Source organism: Aeromicrobium sp. UC242_57, from assembly GCF_044452305.1.
In the GTDB taxonomy this organism is placed as follows: domain Bacteria; phylum Actinomycetota; class Actinomycetes; order Propionibacteriales; family Nocardioidaceae; genus Aeromicrobium.
This window is the reverse complement of the sequence record NZ_JBIOAM010000003.1, coordinates 1095649-1112206: the sequence shown is the minus strand read 5'-3', so window position 1 is coordinate 1112206 and position 16558 is coordinate 1095649. Positions and strand designations below refer to the sequence as shown.

The 16558-nt window shown below is 66.8% G+C and carries 18 protein-coding genes and 4 pseudogenes; all 22 read right to left on the bottom strand.

The features are described from left to right. The 22 genes and pseudogenes from ACHMWU_RS17170 to ACHMWU_RS17065 all read right to left on the bottom strand — a co-directional run bounded on the left by ACHMWU_RS17170 (position 1) and on the right by ACHMWU_RS17065 (position 16507). Positions 1-561, bottom strand: a complete 561-nt coding sequence (locus ACHMWU_RS17170; protein ID WP_396045427.1) for a DinB family protein — start codon at positions 559-561, stop codon at positions 1-3. A 19-nt stretch (positions 562-580) separates the two neighbouring features. Further along, a complete protein-coding gene (locus ACHMWU_RS17165; protein WP_396045425.1) occupies positions 581-1003 on the bottom strand; it encodes an alpha/beta hydrolase in 423 nt (140 codons plus the stop codon). A gap of 17 nt (positions 1004-1020) precedes the next feature. Continuing rightward, on the bottom strand, positions 1021-1695 hold the full coding sequence (locus ACHMWU_RS17160) for a hypothetical protein (RefSeq protein ID WP_396045423.1): 675 nt from the start codon (positions 1693-1695) through the stop codon (positions 1021-1023). Positions 1696-2311: 616 nt separating this feature from the next. Then, positions 2312-3775 (bottom strand): annotated as a pseudogene (gene miaB / locus ACHMWU_RS17155) (tRNA (N6-isopentenyl adenosine(37)-C2)-methylthiotransferase MiaB). A 50-nt stretch (positions 3776-3825) separates the two neighbouring features. Then, positions 3826-4023: a hypothetical protein gene (locus tag ACHMWU_RS17150; RefSeq protein WP_396045421.1), complete on the bottom strand. Its 198-nt coding sequence runs from the start codon at positions 4021-4023 to the stop codon at positions 3826-3828. Positions 4024-4278: 255 nt separating this feature from the next. After that, entirely contained in the window at positions 4279-4428 is a 150-nt protein-coding gene (locus tag ACHMWU_RS17145) for a hypothetical protein (protein ID WP_396045419.1), read from the bottom strand. A gap of 317 nt (positions 4429-4745) precedes the next feature. Further along, positions 4746-5195: a hypothetical protein gene (locus ACHMWU_RS17140; RefSeq protein WP_396045417.1), complete on the bottom strand. Its 450-nt coding sequence runs from the start codon at positions 5193-5195 to the stop codon at positions 4746-4748. Positions 5196-5232: 37 nt separating this feature from the next. Further along, positions 5233-5553, bottom strand: coding sequence for a hypothetical protein (locus ACHMWU_RS17135; protein WP_396045415.1), 321 nt, complete (start codon positions 5551-5553; stop codon positions 5233-5235). Between the two features lie 49 nt (positions 5554-5602). Further along, a complete protein-coding gene (locus ACHMWU_RS17130; RefSeq protein ID WP_396045413.1) occupies positions 5603-5995 on the bottom strand; it encodes a hypothetical protein in 393 nt (130 codons plus the stop codon). Positions 5996-6182: 187 nt separating this feature from the next. After that, positions 6183-6662, bottom strand: coding sequence for a hotdog fold domain-containing protein (locus tag ACHMWU_RS17125; protein ID WP_396045411.1), 480 nt, complete (start codon positions 6660-6662; stop codon positions 6183-6185). A 22-nt stretch (positions 6663-6684) separates the two neighbouring features. Next, a complete protein-coding gene (locus ACHMWU_RS17120) occupies positions 6685-7377 on the bottom strand; it encodes a WD40/YVTN/BNR-like repeat-containing protein (protein WP_396045409.1) in 693 nt (230 codons plus the stop codon). Further along, positions 7334-7768 (bottom strand): hypothetical protein, encoded by a 435-nt coding sequence (locus ACHMWU_RS17115; RefSeq protein WP_396045407.1) that lies wholly within the window; start codon positions 7766-7768, stop codon positions 7334-7336. Before ACHMWU_RS17115 ends, ACHMWU_RS17120 begins: the two co-directional genes overlap by 44 nt. A gap of 30 nt (positions 7769-7798) precedes the next feature. After that, positions 7799-8359, bottom strand: coding sequence for a GNAT family N-acetyltransferase (locus ACHMWU_RS17110; protein WP_396045405.1), 561 nt, complete (start codon positions 8357-8359; stop codon positions 7799-7801). A 31-nt stretch (positions 8360-8390) separates the two neighbouring features. Continuing rightward, positions 8391-8882 (bottom strand): regulatory protein RecX, encoded by a 492-nt coding sequence (locus ACHMWU_RS17105; RefSeq protein ID WP_396045403.1) that lies wholly within the window; start codon positions 8880-8882, stop codon positions 8391-8393. Positions 8883-8932: 50 nt separating this feature from the next. Then, positions 8933-10014, bottom strand: a pseudogene (recA, locus tag ACHMWU_RS17100) (recombinase RecA). Positions 10015-10287: 273 nt separating this feature from the next. Then, positions 10288-10482 (bottom strand): DUF3046 domain-containing protein, encoded by a 195-nt coding sequence (locus ACHMWU_RS17095; RefSeq protein ID WP_396045401.1) that lies wholly within the window; start codon positions 10480-10482, stop codon positions 10288-10290. A 10-nt stretch (positions 10483-10492) separates the two neighbouring features. Further along, a complete protein-coding gene (locus tag ACHMWU_RS17090; RefSeq protein WP_396045399.1) occupies positions 10493-10792 on the bottom strand; it encodes a helix-turn-helix domain-containing protein in 300 nt (99 codons plus the stop codon). A 48-nt stretch (positions 10793-10840) separates the two neighbouring features. Next, positions 10841-11250, bottom strand: a pseudogene (locus ACHMWU_RS17085) (CinA family protein); the annotation flags it as partial. Between the two features lie 59 nt (positions 11251-11309). After that, positions 11310-11912 (bottom strand): CDP-diacylglycerol--glycerol-3-phosphate 3-phosphatidyltransferase, encoded by a 603-nt coding sequence (pgsA, locus tag ACHMWU_RS17080; protein WP_396045397.1) that lies wholly within the window; start codon positions 11910-11912, stop codon positions 11310-11312. A gap of 468 nt (positions 11913-12380) precedes the next feature. Continuing rightward, positions 12381-14666 (bottom strand): annotated as a pseudogene (locus ACHMWU_RS17075) (DNA translocase FtsK 4TM domain-containing protein). Between the two features lie 278 nt (positions 14667-14944). Beyond that, the gene (locus ACHMWU_RS17070) at positions 14945-15640 is read right to left on the bottom strand and encodes a sirohydrochlorin chelatase (protein WP_396045395.1); all 696 of its coding nucleotides are present in this window, start codon (positions 15638-15640) and stop codon (positions 14945-14947) included. 297 nt (positions 15641-15937) lie between these two features. Next, positions 15938-16507 (bottom strand): class I SAM-dependent methyltransferase, encoded by a 570-nt coding sequence (locus ACHMWU_RS17065; RefSeq protein WP_396045393.1) that lies wholly within the window; start codon positions 16505-16507, stop codon positions 15938-15940. Between the last annotated feature and the right edge of the window lie 51 nt (positions 16508-16558).

The window sequence follows — 16558 nt, the reverse complement described above, 5'->3', positions numbered from 1 at the left end:
TCAGGGCTTGAACACGTCGGCCGCCGCCCGGATCTGAGCGAGATACGTGGGCCAGTCGGTGCCTGAGTCGTGGGTGTCCGAGCCGGTGCGCCCGTCGATCGTCTCGCGGAGGATCTCGGCGTGGCCGGCGTGCTGGGCGGTCTCGGCGACCATGCGCACCAGCAAGAAGCCGAGCGTCGTGTCGGCCCGTTCCTCGGGCCAGTGCGGCACCTGCCCGGGGCTGTCGATGTCGTGCGATACGACCGTCTCGTCGCTGTGCTGGCAGGCACGGTCGTACAGGCGCAGGATGTCGGCCGTCGACTGGTCGGCGGTCGCCCACATGTCAGCGCCCTGATAGACCGATCCGTCCTCGACCCACGGCAGCACGTCGGGCGCAGCACGGCCGAAGGACACGCCCAGGTACACGTGCTCGATGCCGACTAGGTGCTTGACCAGGCCCAGCAGATTGGTCCCGGTCGGCGTCATCGGACGCCGCACGTCGTACTCGCTCAGCCCGTCGACGGCGGCCAGGAGCGTCGCACGCGACTCACGCAGCTTGGCGTGCAGATCGTCCTTGATCATGGCGTCACTGCTTCCTGACCTACCGGGGAACGGCGAGCTTCTGCACGTCGACGCGCCAGCTGTTGCTGAACGAGGGCAGCTGCGCCTTCGCCGCTGACGCCGGTTTCGGCTGCGGCAGGGCCGAGCATCGCTTGTCGGCGCGATTGCCCTTGACCCGCTTCGGCACGTGGCCGTCGTACAGGTAGCGGGCGATCGTCCGATCGACACACGGGTTGCCGGCCAGCGAGTTGGAGTGCGTCGTCCCGCCGATGACCCCGACCAGGCTGGCCTTCGGGAACCGCTTGCGCACCTCGATGCTGCCCGCGTACGGCGTAGCCGCGTCGAGCGTCTCGTTGACCATCAGCAGGCTCTTGACCTTCTTGCCGGTGATCTTCTTGGGGGTGCGGGCCGGGGCCGGCCAGTGCCGGCACGGCTCGTTGTACCAGGCGTTCGACCACGTCATGAACGGCGACGAGGCGTTCAGCTTGTCGTTGTCCTTCTTCCACCGCGTCCAGCCTTCGGCCAGGCGACGTCGGTGCACTGCACGCCGAGGTACACCGCATAGCCGTTGTCGTCTCCGTAGCCCGACGAGTCGAGGTAGGCATTCTCCAGCGGCGTGACATTGCCCTTCTTGACGTAGGCGCTGAACGCCTCGGCGAGATCGGTCCACGTCGACTGGTAGTAGCCGGCGTACAGGAAGCTGTCGATCCACTCGCTGCCGCCGGCTTGCCGCCCGAAGCAGTGACCGGGTTCTGGTACAGGTCGTCGCGAGTGTCGTAGAACAAGCTTGCGCACCTTGGCCTTGCTGTTGCCGAGTCCGTAGACCTTGTCGTACTTGGCCAGCCAGCCGAACCAGATGTTGATGTTCTTGTCGAACGCTGCGTCCTGGCTGAGATTGGCCTTGTACCAGACCCCGCGCGGATCGACGGTGCCGTCGAATACCATGCGCCGGGTGCGGTTCGGGAACATCGATGAGTAGACCTGCCCGAGGTAGGTGCCGTACGAGAAGCCGTAGTAGTTGGCTTGCTGGCACCGAGACGTTGACGGATCAAGTTCATGTCGCGAGCGACATCCTTGGTCGTCAGATGACGCAGGATGCTGGCACTGTTCTTGGCCTTGCACGCCTTCGTGTAGGCCAGAGTCTTGGCTGGCCACGGGTCGCTCACCCGGAACGTCTTGTACGTGTAGGTGCTGTCGGGGGCGTACTTGGGCCGGTCGTAGCCGGCGTACTTCGGATCGCAGGAGACCTGAGGCTCGCTCGCGCCGACGCCGCGCGGATCGAATCCGATCCAGTCATAGGCTCCGCCGACCGTCTTGCCCTTGTACGTCGGGATGATCTGCCCCAGGAACGACAGTCCGAGACCTGAACCGCCCGGACCGCCGGGGTTCACGAACATGACGCCCTGGTACTTGCTCGCCTTGACGGTGTGCTTGACCCGTGAGATCGCGATCTTGATCTTCTTGCCACGTGGCTTGTTCCAGTCGAGCGGCACCGAGACGGTCGCGCACTTGGCGCCGAAGTCGCGCAGGTCTTCGTCAGCGCACTTCTTCCACACGATCGGAGAAGCCGCCGCGGCTGCCGCCGCATCCTGCTGGGATGATGCGGCCGACGCAGTGCCGGGGCCGCTGAGGGTCAGCGCCGCGACAGATGCCGCTGCGATCACGCCAAGGATCTTCGTACGCATTCAGTGCCCCTCACTGCGGTGCCCGAGACAGGCCAAGTCAGTTCACATTGCCACGCGGTGTGATCGATGGCAACAGGTTTGCGGATCTACAACGCGCACGCCTGCGCCGGTGGCAGCGGAGCGGGGACGCCGAGCGCTGGCATGCCGAGCCCGACCGACCGCACCTCGGTCTTTCCTTGCCGCGACTCCCAGGCGTCCCCGGCGGTGGTGCGCCGGTACGCGACCGGGGCGTCGTCGCTGACCAGGTGGTGTGGGCGGCGTAGGTGATGCGGACCTCGACCATGTCGCCGGGACGGACGTCGTGCTCGCCCGGGACGAAGTGGACGAGCCGGTTGTCGCGGGCACGACCCGTCAGGCGCAGGGTCGCGCCGTCCTTCTTGCCTTCATGGTCGGCGACCAGGAGCTCGACAGTACGACCTTCCTGCTTCTTCGCCTCGTCCCACGCAACCTCGTTGACGACCTCGATGAGCCGGTCGTAGCGTTCCTGCACGACGGCCTTGGGCAGCGGTCGGGCAGCTCGGCAGCCGGTGTGCCAGGACGCTTGGAGTACTGGAACGTGAACGCGCTCGTGAACTTGGCCTTGCGGACGACATCCATCGTCTCGACGAAGTCTTCTTCGGTCTCGCCGGGGAATCCGACGATGATGTCAGTCGTGATCGCCGCATCCGGCATCGCCTCGCGGACGCGATCGATGATGCCGAGGAACTTCTCCTGGCGGTACGAGCGGCGCATCGCCTTCAGCACGCGATCGGAGCCGGACTGCAACGGCATGTGCAGCTGCGGCATGACGTTGGGGGTCTCGGCCATCGCGGCGATGACGTCGTCGGTGAAGTCCTTGGGGTGGGGGCTGGTGAACCGTACGCGTTCGAGCCCTTCGATCTCGCCGCACGCCCGCAACAGCTTGGCGAAGGCCTGCCGGTCGCCGAACTCGACGCCGTAGGCGTTGACGTTCTGGCCCAGCAGGGTCACCTCGATGACGCCGTCGGCGACGAGCGCCTTGATCTCGGCGAGGATGTCGCCCGGGCGGCGGTCCTTCTCCTTGCCGCGTAGTGCCGGGACGATGCAGAACGTGCACGTGTTGTTGCAGCCGACACTGATCGAAACCCAGGCCGCGAACACCGAGTCGCGCTTGGTCGGCAGCGTTGACGGAAGACCTCGAGCGACTCGAGGATCTCGACCTGGGACTCCTCGGCGATACGGGCCCGCTCCAGCAGCACCGGCAACGAACCGATGTTGTGGGTTCCGAAGACGACGTCGACGTACGGCGCCTTCTTGGTGATGGTGTCGCGGTCCTTCTGGGCCAGGCAGCCCCCGACCGCGATCTGCATGCCGGGGTTCTTGGCCTTGACCGACGCGATGTGGCCGAGGTTTCCGTACAGCTTGTTGTCGGCGTTCTCCCGCACCGCGCACGTGTTGAACACGACCAGGTCGGGCGTCGCGCCGTCCTCGGCCCGCGTGTAGCCGTCGGTCTCCAGCAACCCGCCGAGACGTTCGCTGTCGTGGACGTTCATCTGGCAGCCGTAGGTGCGCACTTCATAGGTCTTCGTCATGACCGTTCAATGGTACGTGCCTCGACGCCGGTTCCGCCCACACAGGACAGCTAGGACGTCCGACCGAACCGCGAGCACGGCGCATCGCTTCGATCGCCGCCGCCCACCCGCTCCTCGCGCATGCAGGCCCGGCAGCTACCTCGATGCTCGTCCTTGCGATGACCGCACTTGCGGCACAGCTCGTGGACCGGAGTCTTGGCCAGCACCGCACGCCTCAGCGATTCAGCGCGCTGCAGTATCCGGCCCATCTGCCGACACTAGCCGCCCATCGGGCCACTCCGCACCTGATCGGTCGCTCTGAGGAACAGTCCCCACACCCGGCTCGCGGCGACTCACACCTGCGGCTCGCTCGTGCACGGGCTCATCTGTCAGGCGCGGGCGCCCCCAATGCCGCTTTCGTGATCTCTTGCCCCGACGAGGTGGTCTATCAACCTCACGACCCATCGTTGAGGTTGATAGACCACCGCTTCCGCGGCCGGCGATGGCCCAGAGAGCCGGCGATCTCATCGCTTGACCCGCACCGACTTGGTCGTCACGGTCCGGGTGACGTAGCCGGGCTTGCGGATCGTGACCTTGACCGAGAAGCTTCCGCTTCCGATCGGACTTCTTGACCTTGTAGGACGACCTGCTCGCGCCGCCGATCGCCTTGCCATTGCGGTACCACCGGTAGGTGACGGCGGCCGGCACCGACGTCCAGGATCCAGCTGAGACTCGCAAGGTTCGGCCAGCCTTGGCCGTGCCGGAGATCTTGGGGCTCTTGACGACGCCGAACCTGATCGGAGCAGGCCGCTTGGTCTGGTAGGCCGAGGCCGACCACGCTGGCTGCTTGGCCCCAGGGATCACCAGATGTGCAGGGACTGCGCAGTCGACAGGATCTTCCTTGATCCAGATGCCATTGGGCTGTTCCCACGCGAGAGCCGACGAGTCCGGCGCAAAGGTCGGACTGTTGAAGCCCGTCTGCGGATTGGACTCACAGCGGTACTCCGGCAGGGCTGGCACCCCCTCCAGACCGAGGACTCTGCGGCAGGCTCGCAATCACGATGCGCGCGTCTTCGAAAGTTCCTCGCACCATCGCGAGAATGGCGCCGTTGCGCGAGACCGTGCCGTCCGCGAGCGGCATGAAGTCTGATCCAGGAAACATGCCCTCGTGGAACCAGAACGCAGCACCGCGAGCGATGTCGAACAGATAGATCTGGTCGTAGCCGCCCCCGTTGACCATCAGCCGGCTGTTGGTCAACCAGGTCGGATGGTTGTAGAACACCACGCCATAGTTGGTGGCCGGAGTCAGCCGGTTCGCAGCAGTGACAGCAGTGACCCACCGCAGCCTGCACGGCTTGGGCGGCATGGTCGACGGGCAGGTGTACTTCTCGTACGTGTAGGCGATCTTCGAACCATCCGGCGAGATCGTCACGTGACTCATCGGACCTCCCCGGTACTCGTCGGCCGAGTCCTTCAAGTCAGGCGGGTCGATGCTGTTCGAGCTCGGTCCCCCACTGGTTCATCCGGTAGATCCGAGTGCCCCGGGTGGCGACCACAGTGCCGACATCCGACTGATCCGGCGACCTCCAGGGTGCCGCCTTCGTCCCGTTGCCGGTCAGCGCACGCTGACCGGATCCGTCCGGGCGGGATATCCAGACGTTGTAGTTCTTGATGAAGACGATCGAGCCGGCCGTGGTTGCCGCGTCGGCCGAGGGTGCGCGCGGGCCGACAGCGACCAGAGCACCAGCGACCAGCGCGACAACCAACAACCGACGGACGAGGCGAAGAGGGAGAATCATGCGCCCAGCCTGGGTGTCCCGGCGTCCTGGACTCCAGGGACGATTGCCCTCACTTCGCGAGTGCTATCGAGAACTTTCCCTCGTCGGCGGAGATCTGGAAGTCCACCCCGTCGGCGACGCCGATGAGCACCTCGTCACCAAGACCTGAGGTGTCGCGGCTGACCTCGAAGGACGGATCGAGGGCTTGCTCGTAGGCCGCGAACACCTCGGCCGGTGGGAGATCCGTCGCGTAGTCGACCTCTTCGCGAGATCCGCCGACCGTCTCGGAGGTCTGGCACAAGGTCGAGCCGGCAGGCGGTGCCGGCCAGCTGGCGGGCAACATCTGGACGTCGGCGATGTCGGGGGGTCCCGAAGGCAGCCGGATAGACGGCCTTGCACTCGGGAGGAACGTCACCGGTGTCGACGTCGGCGGCCGTCTCGTCGGGGCGAGCCGTGACGTCATCGCTGCCGTCAGAGCCACACCCGGTCAGGGTCATCACGGCAAGCATCAGCATGACCACGGTCGTGGGCGTGCGGGAAGAGGGCAGGGCCTTCCTCATGGGAACTCCATTCTTCGGTAGTGAAGTCCCCACGCTGCCCGGCCCTCACACCCGAGTTCCAGAGTCAGGCGTCCCAGGTACGCGGGCGGGTCAACGTCCCTTCGGCGTGACCCACAGGTGGATCGTGCCCTCGACCGTCACGGTGCCGTCGGTGGTCACTGCCTTGACCTTGACCGGGACGTCGGGACCGGCGGCCCAGTCGGCCTCGGTCGTCTCGGCCGTGCAGGTCAGCGCGGTCGTCGACTTCGCGAGGTACTGGACATCCATGCCCTTGGGCAGCCACCGCATGTCAGAGGGGCAGGTGGCCTCGGCCAACAGGCCCATCGCTGCCTCGAGGCCATTGCACGCCGCGATCGCGTGAACTGTGCCGATGTGGTTCTTGACTGACCGACGCTTGGGAATCACGATCTGGCCCAGGTGTGGCTTCATCTCTTCGACCTGCATGTGGATCGAGGCGAAGTACGGGGCCTTCTGGCCGTAGAGGACGGAGAAGAGACGCTTGCCCTGCGGAAGGGCGGTGACCTTCTTGTACAGCCGAGAGTGGATGCCATGCTCCAATGTTACCCACAAGTAACTACGTGGGACCACCGGTTCAGACAACTGCTGCCCGAACCGTCAACACATCGGGCAGATTGCTGCGGATCTCGCTCCACGTGCCGCCCTCGTCATTGCTGACCCAGACCGCACCATGACGGGAGCCGACGTACAGACCCACCGGCTGAGCGCGGTCAGAGGTGAACGCATCGCGCAGCACCACAGACCACACCTCGTCAGGCAGTCCCGGTCCGGTCTCGTGCCAGGTCTCCCCCGCATCCTCGGACACCCAGACGGCCGGCTTGCCTTCCGGCGGAAAACGTTCGATGTCGGCGACGAGCGGATACACGTAGACGACACCCGGACGAAACGGATGCGCGACGATCGGGAATCCGAACTCGAACGGCAGCCCGCCGCTGATCCGCGTCCACGAGGTCCCGGCGTCGTCCGACCTGAAGACACCGCCGTGGTTCTGCGCGTACAGCCGGTCAGGATCACCGGCATCGACCGCGACCTTGTGGACACACTGACCGAACTCGGGGGTCTCACCAGGGAAGAAATCCATCGCGATGCCCCGGTTGCGCGGTTGCCAGGACGCACCACCGTCCTCGCTCCGATAGACGCCACCCGTCGACATTGCCACAGTGACGATCTCGGGATCGCTCGGATGCGGCACGATCGTGTGGATGGCCTGACCGCCGAAGCCCTCACCCCACTCGGGCCGATGCGGGTGGTCCCACAGGCTGCGCACTGGTCCCGAAGCTCTCGCCCCGGTCGTCAGAGCGAAAGAGCGCTGATGGCTGGGTGCCGGCCCACACGACCCCTCCGGCCGCCGGGGACGGCTGGATCTGCCACACCCGCTCGACGGAGGCACCCAAGCCCTCAGGAAAGTGGATCGCACCCTCACGGGACTCCGACCAGGAGGCACCCAAGTCGTCCGACCGATAGACCTGCGGCCCGTACGGCATGCTCGTCGAACCGACGAACAGCCGCGGGGTCTCACCTCGGTCATCGATCGCGACCGAGTAGATCTCCTCCATCGGGAACACCGGAGCGTCCCAGCCCCACTGTTCCCGCGCCTCGTCGGAGCGTCCGATGAACAGCCCCTTGCGTGTACCTGCCAGCAGAATCGTCTGAGCCACAGTACTCACCCTCACGGTAGTCGCCTCCGCTCACGGTACGACTGGTTGACCATCCTGACCAGAGCGTTCGAAGAGCTCGCGTGGTGCCGTGCACACCACTTCAGGGTGCGTCACCGACTCAGGTTGGATCCACAACCCCTGGGTGAACCCGCACTTCTCGAGCACCCGGATGCTCCTGGCATTGCGGACGTCAGGGCTGGCGACGAACCGCGGCGCTTCGGGGTAGTCGCGGCACAGCACCTCACGGCAGTACGTCGTGATCATCGCTGTACCGAGCCCGCGATCGACCAGGTCGGGCTCGCCGATCAAATAGTCGAAGGCAATCGCAGCAAGATCTTGCACCCGCACGGCGTAGTCGTCGTAGGCCACCACCGGATAGTCCTGCACATAACCGATGTCGCGACCGCGGTAGGTCACTACCCACATGCGGGTGGCGCTCGTGCCAGCCAGCTCAGCGGCATAGTGCTGCCTGGCCAGATCGGCTGACCGGGGCTCGTCCCCGAACCATGGCTGCGCATGCTCGGCAGCCATCCAGGTCACCAGAGCCGGGACATCGTCATCGGCGAGCCGCCGGAACGTGAAGCCGTCCATGGGCCACCAAGGTAGTCGAAATGTCGGCCGACTACAGGCTTTCGAGTGGCTGAGCCTCGGCCCCGAGCTCGTGGCGGACCACCTCGAAAGCCACCTGTGGCGCATAACCCTTGCGAGCCAGGAGACCCGTCAGCCGTCTGATCTTGGTCGTGTCGTCAAGCCGGGACATCGACCGCAGCTTGGTCTGCACCAGGCGGTGAGCCGCCTTCGACCTCCGCCGCAGGATCGAGCCGTCGAGCGCATCGCGAATCAGGCCGTCGGCAACGCCCTTGCGCTTGAGCTCCATGGCAAGCACCCGCGACGAGAGCCCCTTGCTCCGCTGCCGGGCCTGCACCCACGCGTGCGCGAACTCGGCATCATCGACCAGCCCTGCATCCTCGAACTTGTCGAGGACGGCCGCAGCAACCTCGGCAGACACCTGCTTCTTGGCAAGTGTCTGCTCGAGGTCGGCACGACTGCGCGCCTGCACGGCGAGCCGGTCGTAGACGATCTGGCGAGCTCGGCCCATCTCTTCGGACAGCACGGGCTGTTCGGCCTGCCCCTTAGACTGATCAGCCTGCTCAGACATGCTGGTCAGAACTCAGTGGCCGGGAGATCGGGACCTTCCACCTCTTCGATGGCCGGCTTGTCAGCCTGCGGGCCGATGCCCTTGGCCTCCATGATCCGCTTCTCGAGCCTCGACCGCGAGATCAGGATTGTCCTTGAGGAAGGCGCGCGCCTTCTCCTTGCCCTGACCGAGCTGATCGCCCTCGTACGTGTACCAAGCGCCGGCCTTGCGGACGAAGCCGGTCTCGACACCGACGTCGATCAGGCTGCCCTCGCGGCTGATGCCCTGGCCGTACATGATGTCGAACTCGGCCTGCTTGAACGGCGGAGCCAGCTTGTTCTTGACGACCTTGACGCGTGTGCGGTTGCCGACCATGTCGGTGCCGTCCTTGAGCGTCTCGATACGACGCACGTCGAGACGGACCGAGGCGTAGAACTTGAGCGCCTTGCCGCCCGTCGTGGTCTCGGGCGAGCCGAACATGACGCCGATCTTCTCGCGCAGCTGGTTGATGAAGATCGCGGTGGTACCGGAGCCGTTGATCGCGCCCGTCATCTTGCGCAGCGCCTGGCTCATCAGACGGGCCTGCAGACCGACGTGACTGTCACCCATCTCGCCGTCGATCTCGGCGCGGGGCACGAGCGCTGCCACCGAGTCGATCACGATGATGTCGAGCGCGCCGGAGCGGATCAGCATGTCGGCGATCTCGAGCGCCTGCTCACCGCTGTCGGGCTGGGAGATCAGCAGGGCATCGGTGTCGACGCCGCAGCTTGCGGGCGTAGTCGGGGTCGAGCGCGTGCTCGGCATCGATGAACGCCGCGACGCCGCCGGCCTTCTGCGCATTGGCCACCGCGTGCAGGGCGACCGTCGTCTTGCCCGAGGACTCAGGGCCGTAGATCTCGACGACGCGACCGCGCGGCAGCCCGCCGATGCCGAGGGCGATGTCGAGGGTCGTCGCGCCGGTGGGGATGACCTCGATCGGAGCGCGAGCCTGGTCGCCCAGTCGCATCACGGCACCCTTGCCGTGGGCACGATCGATCTGCGCCATGGCGTTCTCGAGGGACTTGTTGCGCTCTTTGTCGGAGGCGATGGAGCTGTTGGGCTGTGCCATGGTTTCGGATCCGTATCTGCTCGTGGGTGGCCGGTCATCGACGACGTTAGGAGGGCCCGCAGACAAAAGTGAGCCTCATCGACTCGTCTGTGGATGTTGCCCTCCACACGTCCAACCTGTGCACAAGCGTACCCGAACATCTGTTCGAAGAAGCTTGTTCGACACGCCGAGTGGTGCACACCGGTCCCCGAGTGGTGCGTCCTGGACAGACACGCCGTCCCAGAACGACCAACCCGCACCACTCGCGGGAAGGGGCGCGGAAAGGGGGCGGGGTTATCGCTCGGACGGGGGCAGGCCCAGGGTCTCGTGGACGGCGCGCCAGACAGTCTTGGGGTCCTCGCCGGCGTCGAGGGCCTCAGAGGCCGTCCGACCGCCGAGCACCGCCATGACGTGATTGCCCGCCCAGACCCGCGCGTACGCGCGACCGAACTGCTGGTCCATGCGGACCCAGAAGTCGCTGTGTCTCACCGATGAAGGCTCAGGCAGCCGAGACGGAGACGTCGGGCGCGATCGACGAGATGCTCGCGATCTGCTCGACCGTGGCCTCGTCGATCTCGAGCAGAGCGCTGACGTCGAGCAAGACCTTGGACAACGGCACCTCGAGCGCGGCCGCGAGGGCGGCGAGCAGCTCGGAGCTGGCCTCTTTCTGCCCACGTTCGACCTCTGAGATGTAACCCAGGCTGACACGGGCCTTGCCGGAGACGTCACGCAGCGTGAGTCCCTGGGACACCCGGCGAGCCCGGAGAACCTCACCGACGTGCTGTCGCATCGCGGTCATCTGGCACCTCCGTCGTTTGCGGGCATATGAGTCTCAACCGCATCGGGGTCAAGATTCTTCCCCCAGCGTAGCGACCAGCAAAGACAGCAGCGCGGCGACCGTCCCACTACGGATGGATTCGCGGTCTCCGGCCAGGCTCAGCTGCCGCGTGATGACGTCGTCGGGGCCGGCGACGGCGACGTGCACGGTGCCAGCCGGCTTGCCCTCGCTGGCATCCGGGCCGGCCACTCCCGTCGTCGCGAGGCCATAGGTGGCGCCGAGGCGATCGCGCGCACCGCACGCCATCTGGGCTGCCACCTCGGCGTCGACAGTCCCGCGTGCTGCTATCAGCCGGCACTGACGCCGAGCAGCTCGGTCTTGAGGGCCGGCGCATAGGCCACCACTCCGCCACGGACGACGTCGGAGGCGCCCGGGACGTTGACGAGCGTCGCACAGACCAGACCGCCGGTCAACGACTCGGCGGTCGCCACGGTGGCACCAGCGGCACGGAGCGCCGCGACCACCGAGGCCTCGAGGGTCACGACGAGGCCGCAGCCTTCGACTCGCGCCGGATCGTGCGCGCATCGCGGATGTACAGGACGCCGGTCCACAACGTGACGGCCACCGCTGCGGCCATCAGCACGTGGGTGATGCCCAGCATGACGTCGGTGAACGGGTTGTTCCAGATCTCGAACGGCAGGATGTAGCCACCGAGCGCGAGCGCCTGGAGCATCGTCTTGACCTTGCCGCCCTGGCTGGCCGGCATCACGCCGTACTTCTTGATCGCGAACCGCATCAAGGTGATGCCCCACTCGCGCACCAGCACCACGATCGTGACCCACCACCACAGCTGACCGATGATCGACAGGCCGACGAACGCCATGCCGGTCAGAGCCTTGTCGGCAATCGGGTCGGCGAGCTTGCCGAAGTTGGTGACGAGGTCGTACTTGCGTGCCAGGTCGCCGTCGATGCGGTCGGTGATCATGAGCAGCGCGAACGCCACCCAGGCGGTGACCCGCATGCCGACCGATTCGCCGTCCTGCGTCAGGAGGAACCAACCGAAGAAGGGAACACCCACGATCCGAATCACCGTGAGCACATTCGCGATGTTCAGGTTGCTCGGCTTGGCTGCCGCGTCCATGAGGCCCTCTCGTGCGATGAAACGACTCCTCAGTATGCGGCAGCGGCCCGGCGTGACGCCAACTGGACCTCTGCTTCACCTGGCGACACGTTGGTCGAGAGTCCGAGCGGAGAGGTGTAGAACCGTCGTCCGTCACTGCTGACGACCTTGATGCGCGGATCGTGCAGGAGCCCCTCGCGCGGCTCGACCTTCGCTCGCCGAGCTCGCTCCACAGCAGACCGACCCAGCCATTGTCGGAGCGGAGACGGATGCCATGGTCATCGGCCACGAACAGCGGCGTGCGGGGGTGTCCGACACCGCGCAGCAGGATCACGGCGAGCACGAACAGCACGACCGACGGCGCCAGCAGCACCAGGTCGTCGCGCTCGGCCGCGAACCAGCCGAATCCACCGGCCAGCAGCAGGCAGACCACGACCAGGACGATGTACAGCCCGGTCCGCCGCCGGACCTCGAATGCCTCAGTCACCGTCAGCCTGCCTGCATCGTGGCCAGGCACTGCTCGAGCTTCGTCGGGCTTGACGAGCACCTCACGCGCCTTGGAGCCCTCGCTGGGTCCGACGATGCCGCGGCTCTCCATGATGTCCATGAGGCGTCCGGCCTTGGCGAAGCCGACACGCAGCTTGCGCTGCAGCATCGACGTCGAGCCGAACTGGGTCGTGACGCACAGCTCGATCGCCTGCAGCACGAGGTCCATGTCGTCGCCGATGTCGTCGTCGATCTCCCGCTTGGCGGCCGGCGCTGCCGTGACGTCGTCGCGGTAGGTCGGCTGCAGCTGCGTCTTGCAGTGCTCGACGATGGTCTGGATCTCGGCCTCTGTGACCCAGGCGCCCTGCATGCGCATGGCCTTGTTCTGGCCCATGGGCAGGAACAGTCCGTCGCCCTGGCCGACGAGCTTCTCGGCACCCGGCTGGTCGAGGATGACTCGGCTGTCAGCCAGCGACGATGTCGCGAAGGCCAGACGGCTCGGCACGTTGGCCTTGATCAGACCCGTGACGACGTCGACGGACGGTCGCTGGGTGGCCAGGATCAGGTGGATTCCGGCTGCACGCGCCAGCTGGGTGATACGGACGATGGAGTCCTCGACGTCTCGCGGGGCGACCATCATCAGGTCGGCGAGCTCGTCGACGACAACCAGCAGGTACGGGTAGGGCGCCAGCACACGCTCACTGCCAGGGGGCAGCTGCACCTGGCCGGCCTTGACCGCCTTGTTGAAGTCGTCGATGTGGCGATAGCCGAAGTTGGCCAGGTCGTCGTAGCGCATGTCCATCTCGCGCACGACCCACTGCAACGCCTCGGCGGCCTTCTTGGGATTGGTGATGATCGGCGTGATCAGGTGCGGGACGCCTTCGTACGCCGTCAGCTCGACCCGCTTGGGGTCGACCATGATCATGCGCACCTCTTCGGGCGTCGAACGCATCAAGATCGAGGAGATCATCGAGTTGACGAACGACGACTTGCCCGAGCCGGTGGCTCCAGCCACCAGGAGGTGCGGCATCTTGGCGAGGTTGGCCAGGACGTAGCCGCCCTCGACGTCCTTGCCGAGGCCGATGACCATGGGGTGGTGATCGCTGCGCGCCTTGGGCGAGCGCAGCACGTCGCCGAGCGAGACCATCTCCTTGTCGACGTTGGGGATCTCGACGCCGATCGCAGACTTGCCGGGGATCGGGCTGAGGATGCGGACCTCGTTGGAGGCGACGGCGTAGGCGATGTTCTTCGACAGCGCGGTGACCTTCTCGACCTTGACCGCGGGGCCGAGCTCGACCTCGTAGCGGGTGACGGTCGGGCCGCGCGTGTAGCCGGTGACGGCTGCATCGATCTGGAACTGCTCGAGGACCTCGGTCAGCCGGGCCACGACGTCGTCGGAGGCCTTCGACCGTGCCTTGTGGGGCGAGCCCTCGCGCAGCATCGTGCTGTCGGGCAGCGAGTAGACGACGTCGCCGGACAACGCGGCTGCTCGGCGCGCGCCGGGATCGGCTCCATCGGCGGCAGCTCGACCTCGAAGTCGTCGGCTTCGTCCTCGACGGCCTCGACCGGTTCGGGCGTGAACGGCTTGAACGTGCGCGCAGGCGGCTTGACCTCGTCGTCGGGGCCGTCCAGCAGGGGGTTCTCGTAGGGCTCGTCGTCGGGGATGATGGCCGCGGCTGACTTGCGCTTGCGAGGCTCAGGAGCAGGCGTCTCGTCCTCGTCGACCTCGGGCTTGCGACCCAGGGCGACGTCGCGCAGGTCGCGCAGACGATCGGGCACCGCGTACACCGGCGTGTTGGTCACGACGAGCAGCCCGAAGGCGATGACGAGCACCAGGATGGGCGAGACGACGTAGGCGCTCTTGAGCAGGTCCATGGGGATCGCCGAGAACAGGAAGCCGATGGCTCCGCCGGCCTCGCGCATCGCGTCGGGATCGGGGTCGCCGGGACGCGGGACGTCGTGGGCGATGTGCACCAGTCCCAGGACGCCGCCGCACATCGCTGCCCAGCCGATGATCTGCCGGCCGGCGGGGCCGTTGCGATCGGGGTGACGCAGCGTGCGCCAGGCGATGACGATCAGCAGGATCGGCACGGCCCAGGCGAGCAGGCCAACCGCGCCAGAGGTCGCCTTGCGGGCGGCCTCGCCGATCGGTCCGGGCATGTCGGACCACACGGATCCGGCCACGACGATGCCGAGTGCCAGGATGCCGAAGCCGACGCCGTCGCGGCGCTGCTCGGGCTCGAGGTCACGCGCGCTGTGACCGATGCTGCGGGCAATCGCGCCGACCATGCCGGCCAGACCGAGCCAGAACGCCGTGGAGGCGCGCAGCAACGCGTTGAAGACAACAACAAAGGGGCCAGGTCCGGTTTTTGCCGGTGCCGGCTTGCGTGCTGCGGGCTTGCGGGCCTGCGGCTTGCGCTTGCTGGCGGCCGGCTTCTTGCGGGCCTGGCTGCCGGACGGCCGCTTGCGCGGCGGGGAAGTCGTTCGGGTCGCCATGATCAAAGGGTAAAGCACAGGTCGAAGGTTTGGCGCGAACCACGCCGTTGCACCCCAGATCAGGGGTGAGATCACACCACCGTCGTCCGGCCGATCCTCGACCGCGCTCGATCGGCGATGAGGCTGATGAGGCGCGGATCAGGTCGTCCCGCATCGAGCAGCGGCTCGGTGACCACGTCAGCACCCGAGGCCATCATGATGTCGTGGGTGGCTCCCGGCCCCAGCAGGTACGTCGAGACGACGACCCGCTTGCCGTAGGCGCGCGCCACGTCGACAGCATCGGCGAGCGGGATGTCAGGACCGCCGAGCGTCCCGACGTGGACGCGTCCGCCCCACACGGCGCTCAGCAGGCGGGCGGCCTTGCCCAGGTCGTCGACCGCCCGGTCGTCCGTGGCGATGTCAGCGGCCAGCACGATCGTGTCGCCGGCTCGTGCGCCGGCCTCGACGAGTCGACGGACGCCGACCTCGGCCAGCACCCAGTCGGGCCCGAGGGGCGCCGTGACCGTCACGGCAGGATCGAGGTGGCAGGCTCGCACGATGTCGACGCTCACGGGTCGGTCGTACGCGAGCATCAGCGGCACCACCGCCCGCGGTCCGGCGGTCTGCTCCACGACCTCGGCGATCGTGGGACGGTGACCGTCGACATAGGCGTCGACGACGTCGAACTCCTGCATCTCTCGTCGCACGGCGTTGACCAACCCCGCGAAGATCGCGCGTCCGCGCGGGTTGGTCGCGCCGTGGGCGCACAGGATCAAGGTCTGGTTCACGGGCACCTCCGATCGACCGCAGCACCCGAGAAGGTCTGCGGTAGGTCGATGAGGACGTACGCCCGCCGGCGGGCCGGGCCCGAGAGGCCCGTCGACAAGGCGTACGCCGCTGGTGTCACCACACCCCAGGTCTCCGCGGACCGTTGCGTGAACGGCCGCCGAATGCTCGGGTACGGCGTGGGAGAACATCGCCAGATGCTCGCGGGACGGCCCGACACGCATGTCCAGCCCCCTTTGAACGTCGGTGAGGATCTCCCCTCAGCCCCTTCAGCCTGATCGATGGCTGTTTCGCGGGGGTTAACGCAGCGACGGGCTTTGGTTACAGATCGGCCAATCCGGTCTGACGGCGAGCGACGATCGCCCCGTGGGGACGGTGGCCCGGCGCGGTGCGGGTGTGCGCCTCGACCACCTCGAAGCCCGTCGCGGCCAGCTGTCGGGCGAGCCGTCGGCCGGCCACCGGTACGCCGCGGTCACGGCGTGATCGAACTTCTCGACCGTCGCGCCCTCGAAGTACCCGATCAGGAGTCCCCCACCAGGTTGGATCACTCGAGCGAACTCGGTCAGCGGCAGCCCGATCGCATCTGGTTCGTGGTGGATCAGCGAGTACCAGGCGAGCACCCCGCCCAACGACCCGGTGGCATCCGGCAACGCCTCGCTGCAGCCCAGGTCGAAGCGGAGGCTCGGATACTGCTGGCGGGCTCGGGCGACGAAGTCAGGGACCAGATCGAGGCCGTGGGCCGGTGTTCCACCCGATGCCAGGAAGTCGGTCCACTGCCCTGGGCCGCAGCCTGCGTCGAGCACGGGCCGCGCCAAGCCGTCGGCCCAGTGCCGCACCAGGGCCCGGTCGGACGGATGGGTGCGAGCCATCGAGCCGAACAAGCTCGACGTACTCCTGCGCTCGGGCGGAGTACGCCCGCC

What these genes read in the sequence shown, in the direction of transcription:
- ACHMWU_RS17170 (WP_396045427.1), bottom strand. Translation starts at nt 561, where the DNA reads ATGATCAAGGACGATCTGCACGCCAAGCTGCGTGAGTCGCGTGCGACG.
- ACHMWU_RS17165 (WP_396045425.1), bottom strand. Translation starts at nt 1,003, where the DNA reads ATGACGTGGTCGAACGCCTGGTACAACGAGCCGTGCCGGCACTGGCCG.
- ACHMWU_RS17150 (WP_396045421.1), bottom strand. Translation starts at nt 4,023, where the DNA reads ATGGGCCGGATACTGCAGCGCGCTGAATCGCTGAGGCGTGCGGTGCTG.
- ACHMWU_RS17145 (WP_396045419.1), bottom strand. Translation starts at nt 4,428, where the DNA reads ATGGCAAGGCGATCGGCGGCGCGAGCAGGTCGTCCTACAAGGTCAAGA.
- ACHMWU_RS17140 (WP_396045417.1), bottom strand. Translation starts at nt 5,195, where the DNA reads ATGAGTCACGTGACGATCTCGCCGGATGGTTCGAAGATCGCCTACACG.
- ACHMWU_RS17135 (WP_396045415.1), bottom strand. Translation starts at nt 5,553, where the DNA reads ATGATTCTCCCTCTTCGCCTCGTCCGTCGGTTGTTGGTTGTCGCGCTG.
- ACHMWU_RS17130 (WP_396045413.1), bottom strand. Translation starts at nt 5,995, where the DNA reads ATGACGTCACGGCTCGCCCCGACGAGACGGCCGCCGACGTCGACACCG.
- ACHMWU_RS17110 (WP_396045405.1), bottom strand. Translation starts at nt 8,359, where the DNA reads ATGGACGGCTTCACGTTCCGGCGGCTCGCCGATGACGATGTCCCGGCT.
- ACHMWU_RS17090 (WP_396045399.1), bottom strand. Translation starts at nt 10,792, where the DNA reads ATGACCGCGATGCGACAGCACGTCGGTGAGGTTCTCCGGGCTCGCCGG.
- pgsA (WP_396045397.1), bottom strand. Translation starts at nt 11,912, where the DNA reads ATGGACGCGGCAGCCAAGCCGAGCAACCTGAACATCGCGAATGTGCTC.
- ACHMWU_RS17065 (WP_396045393.1), bottom strand. Translation starts at nt 16,507, where the DNA reads ATGGCTCGCACCCATCCGTCCGACCGGGCCCTGGTGCGGCACTGGGCC.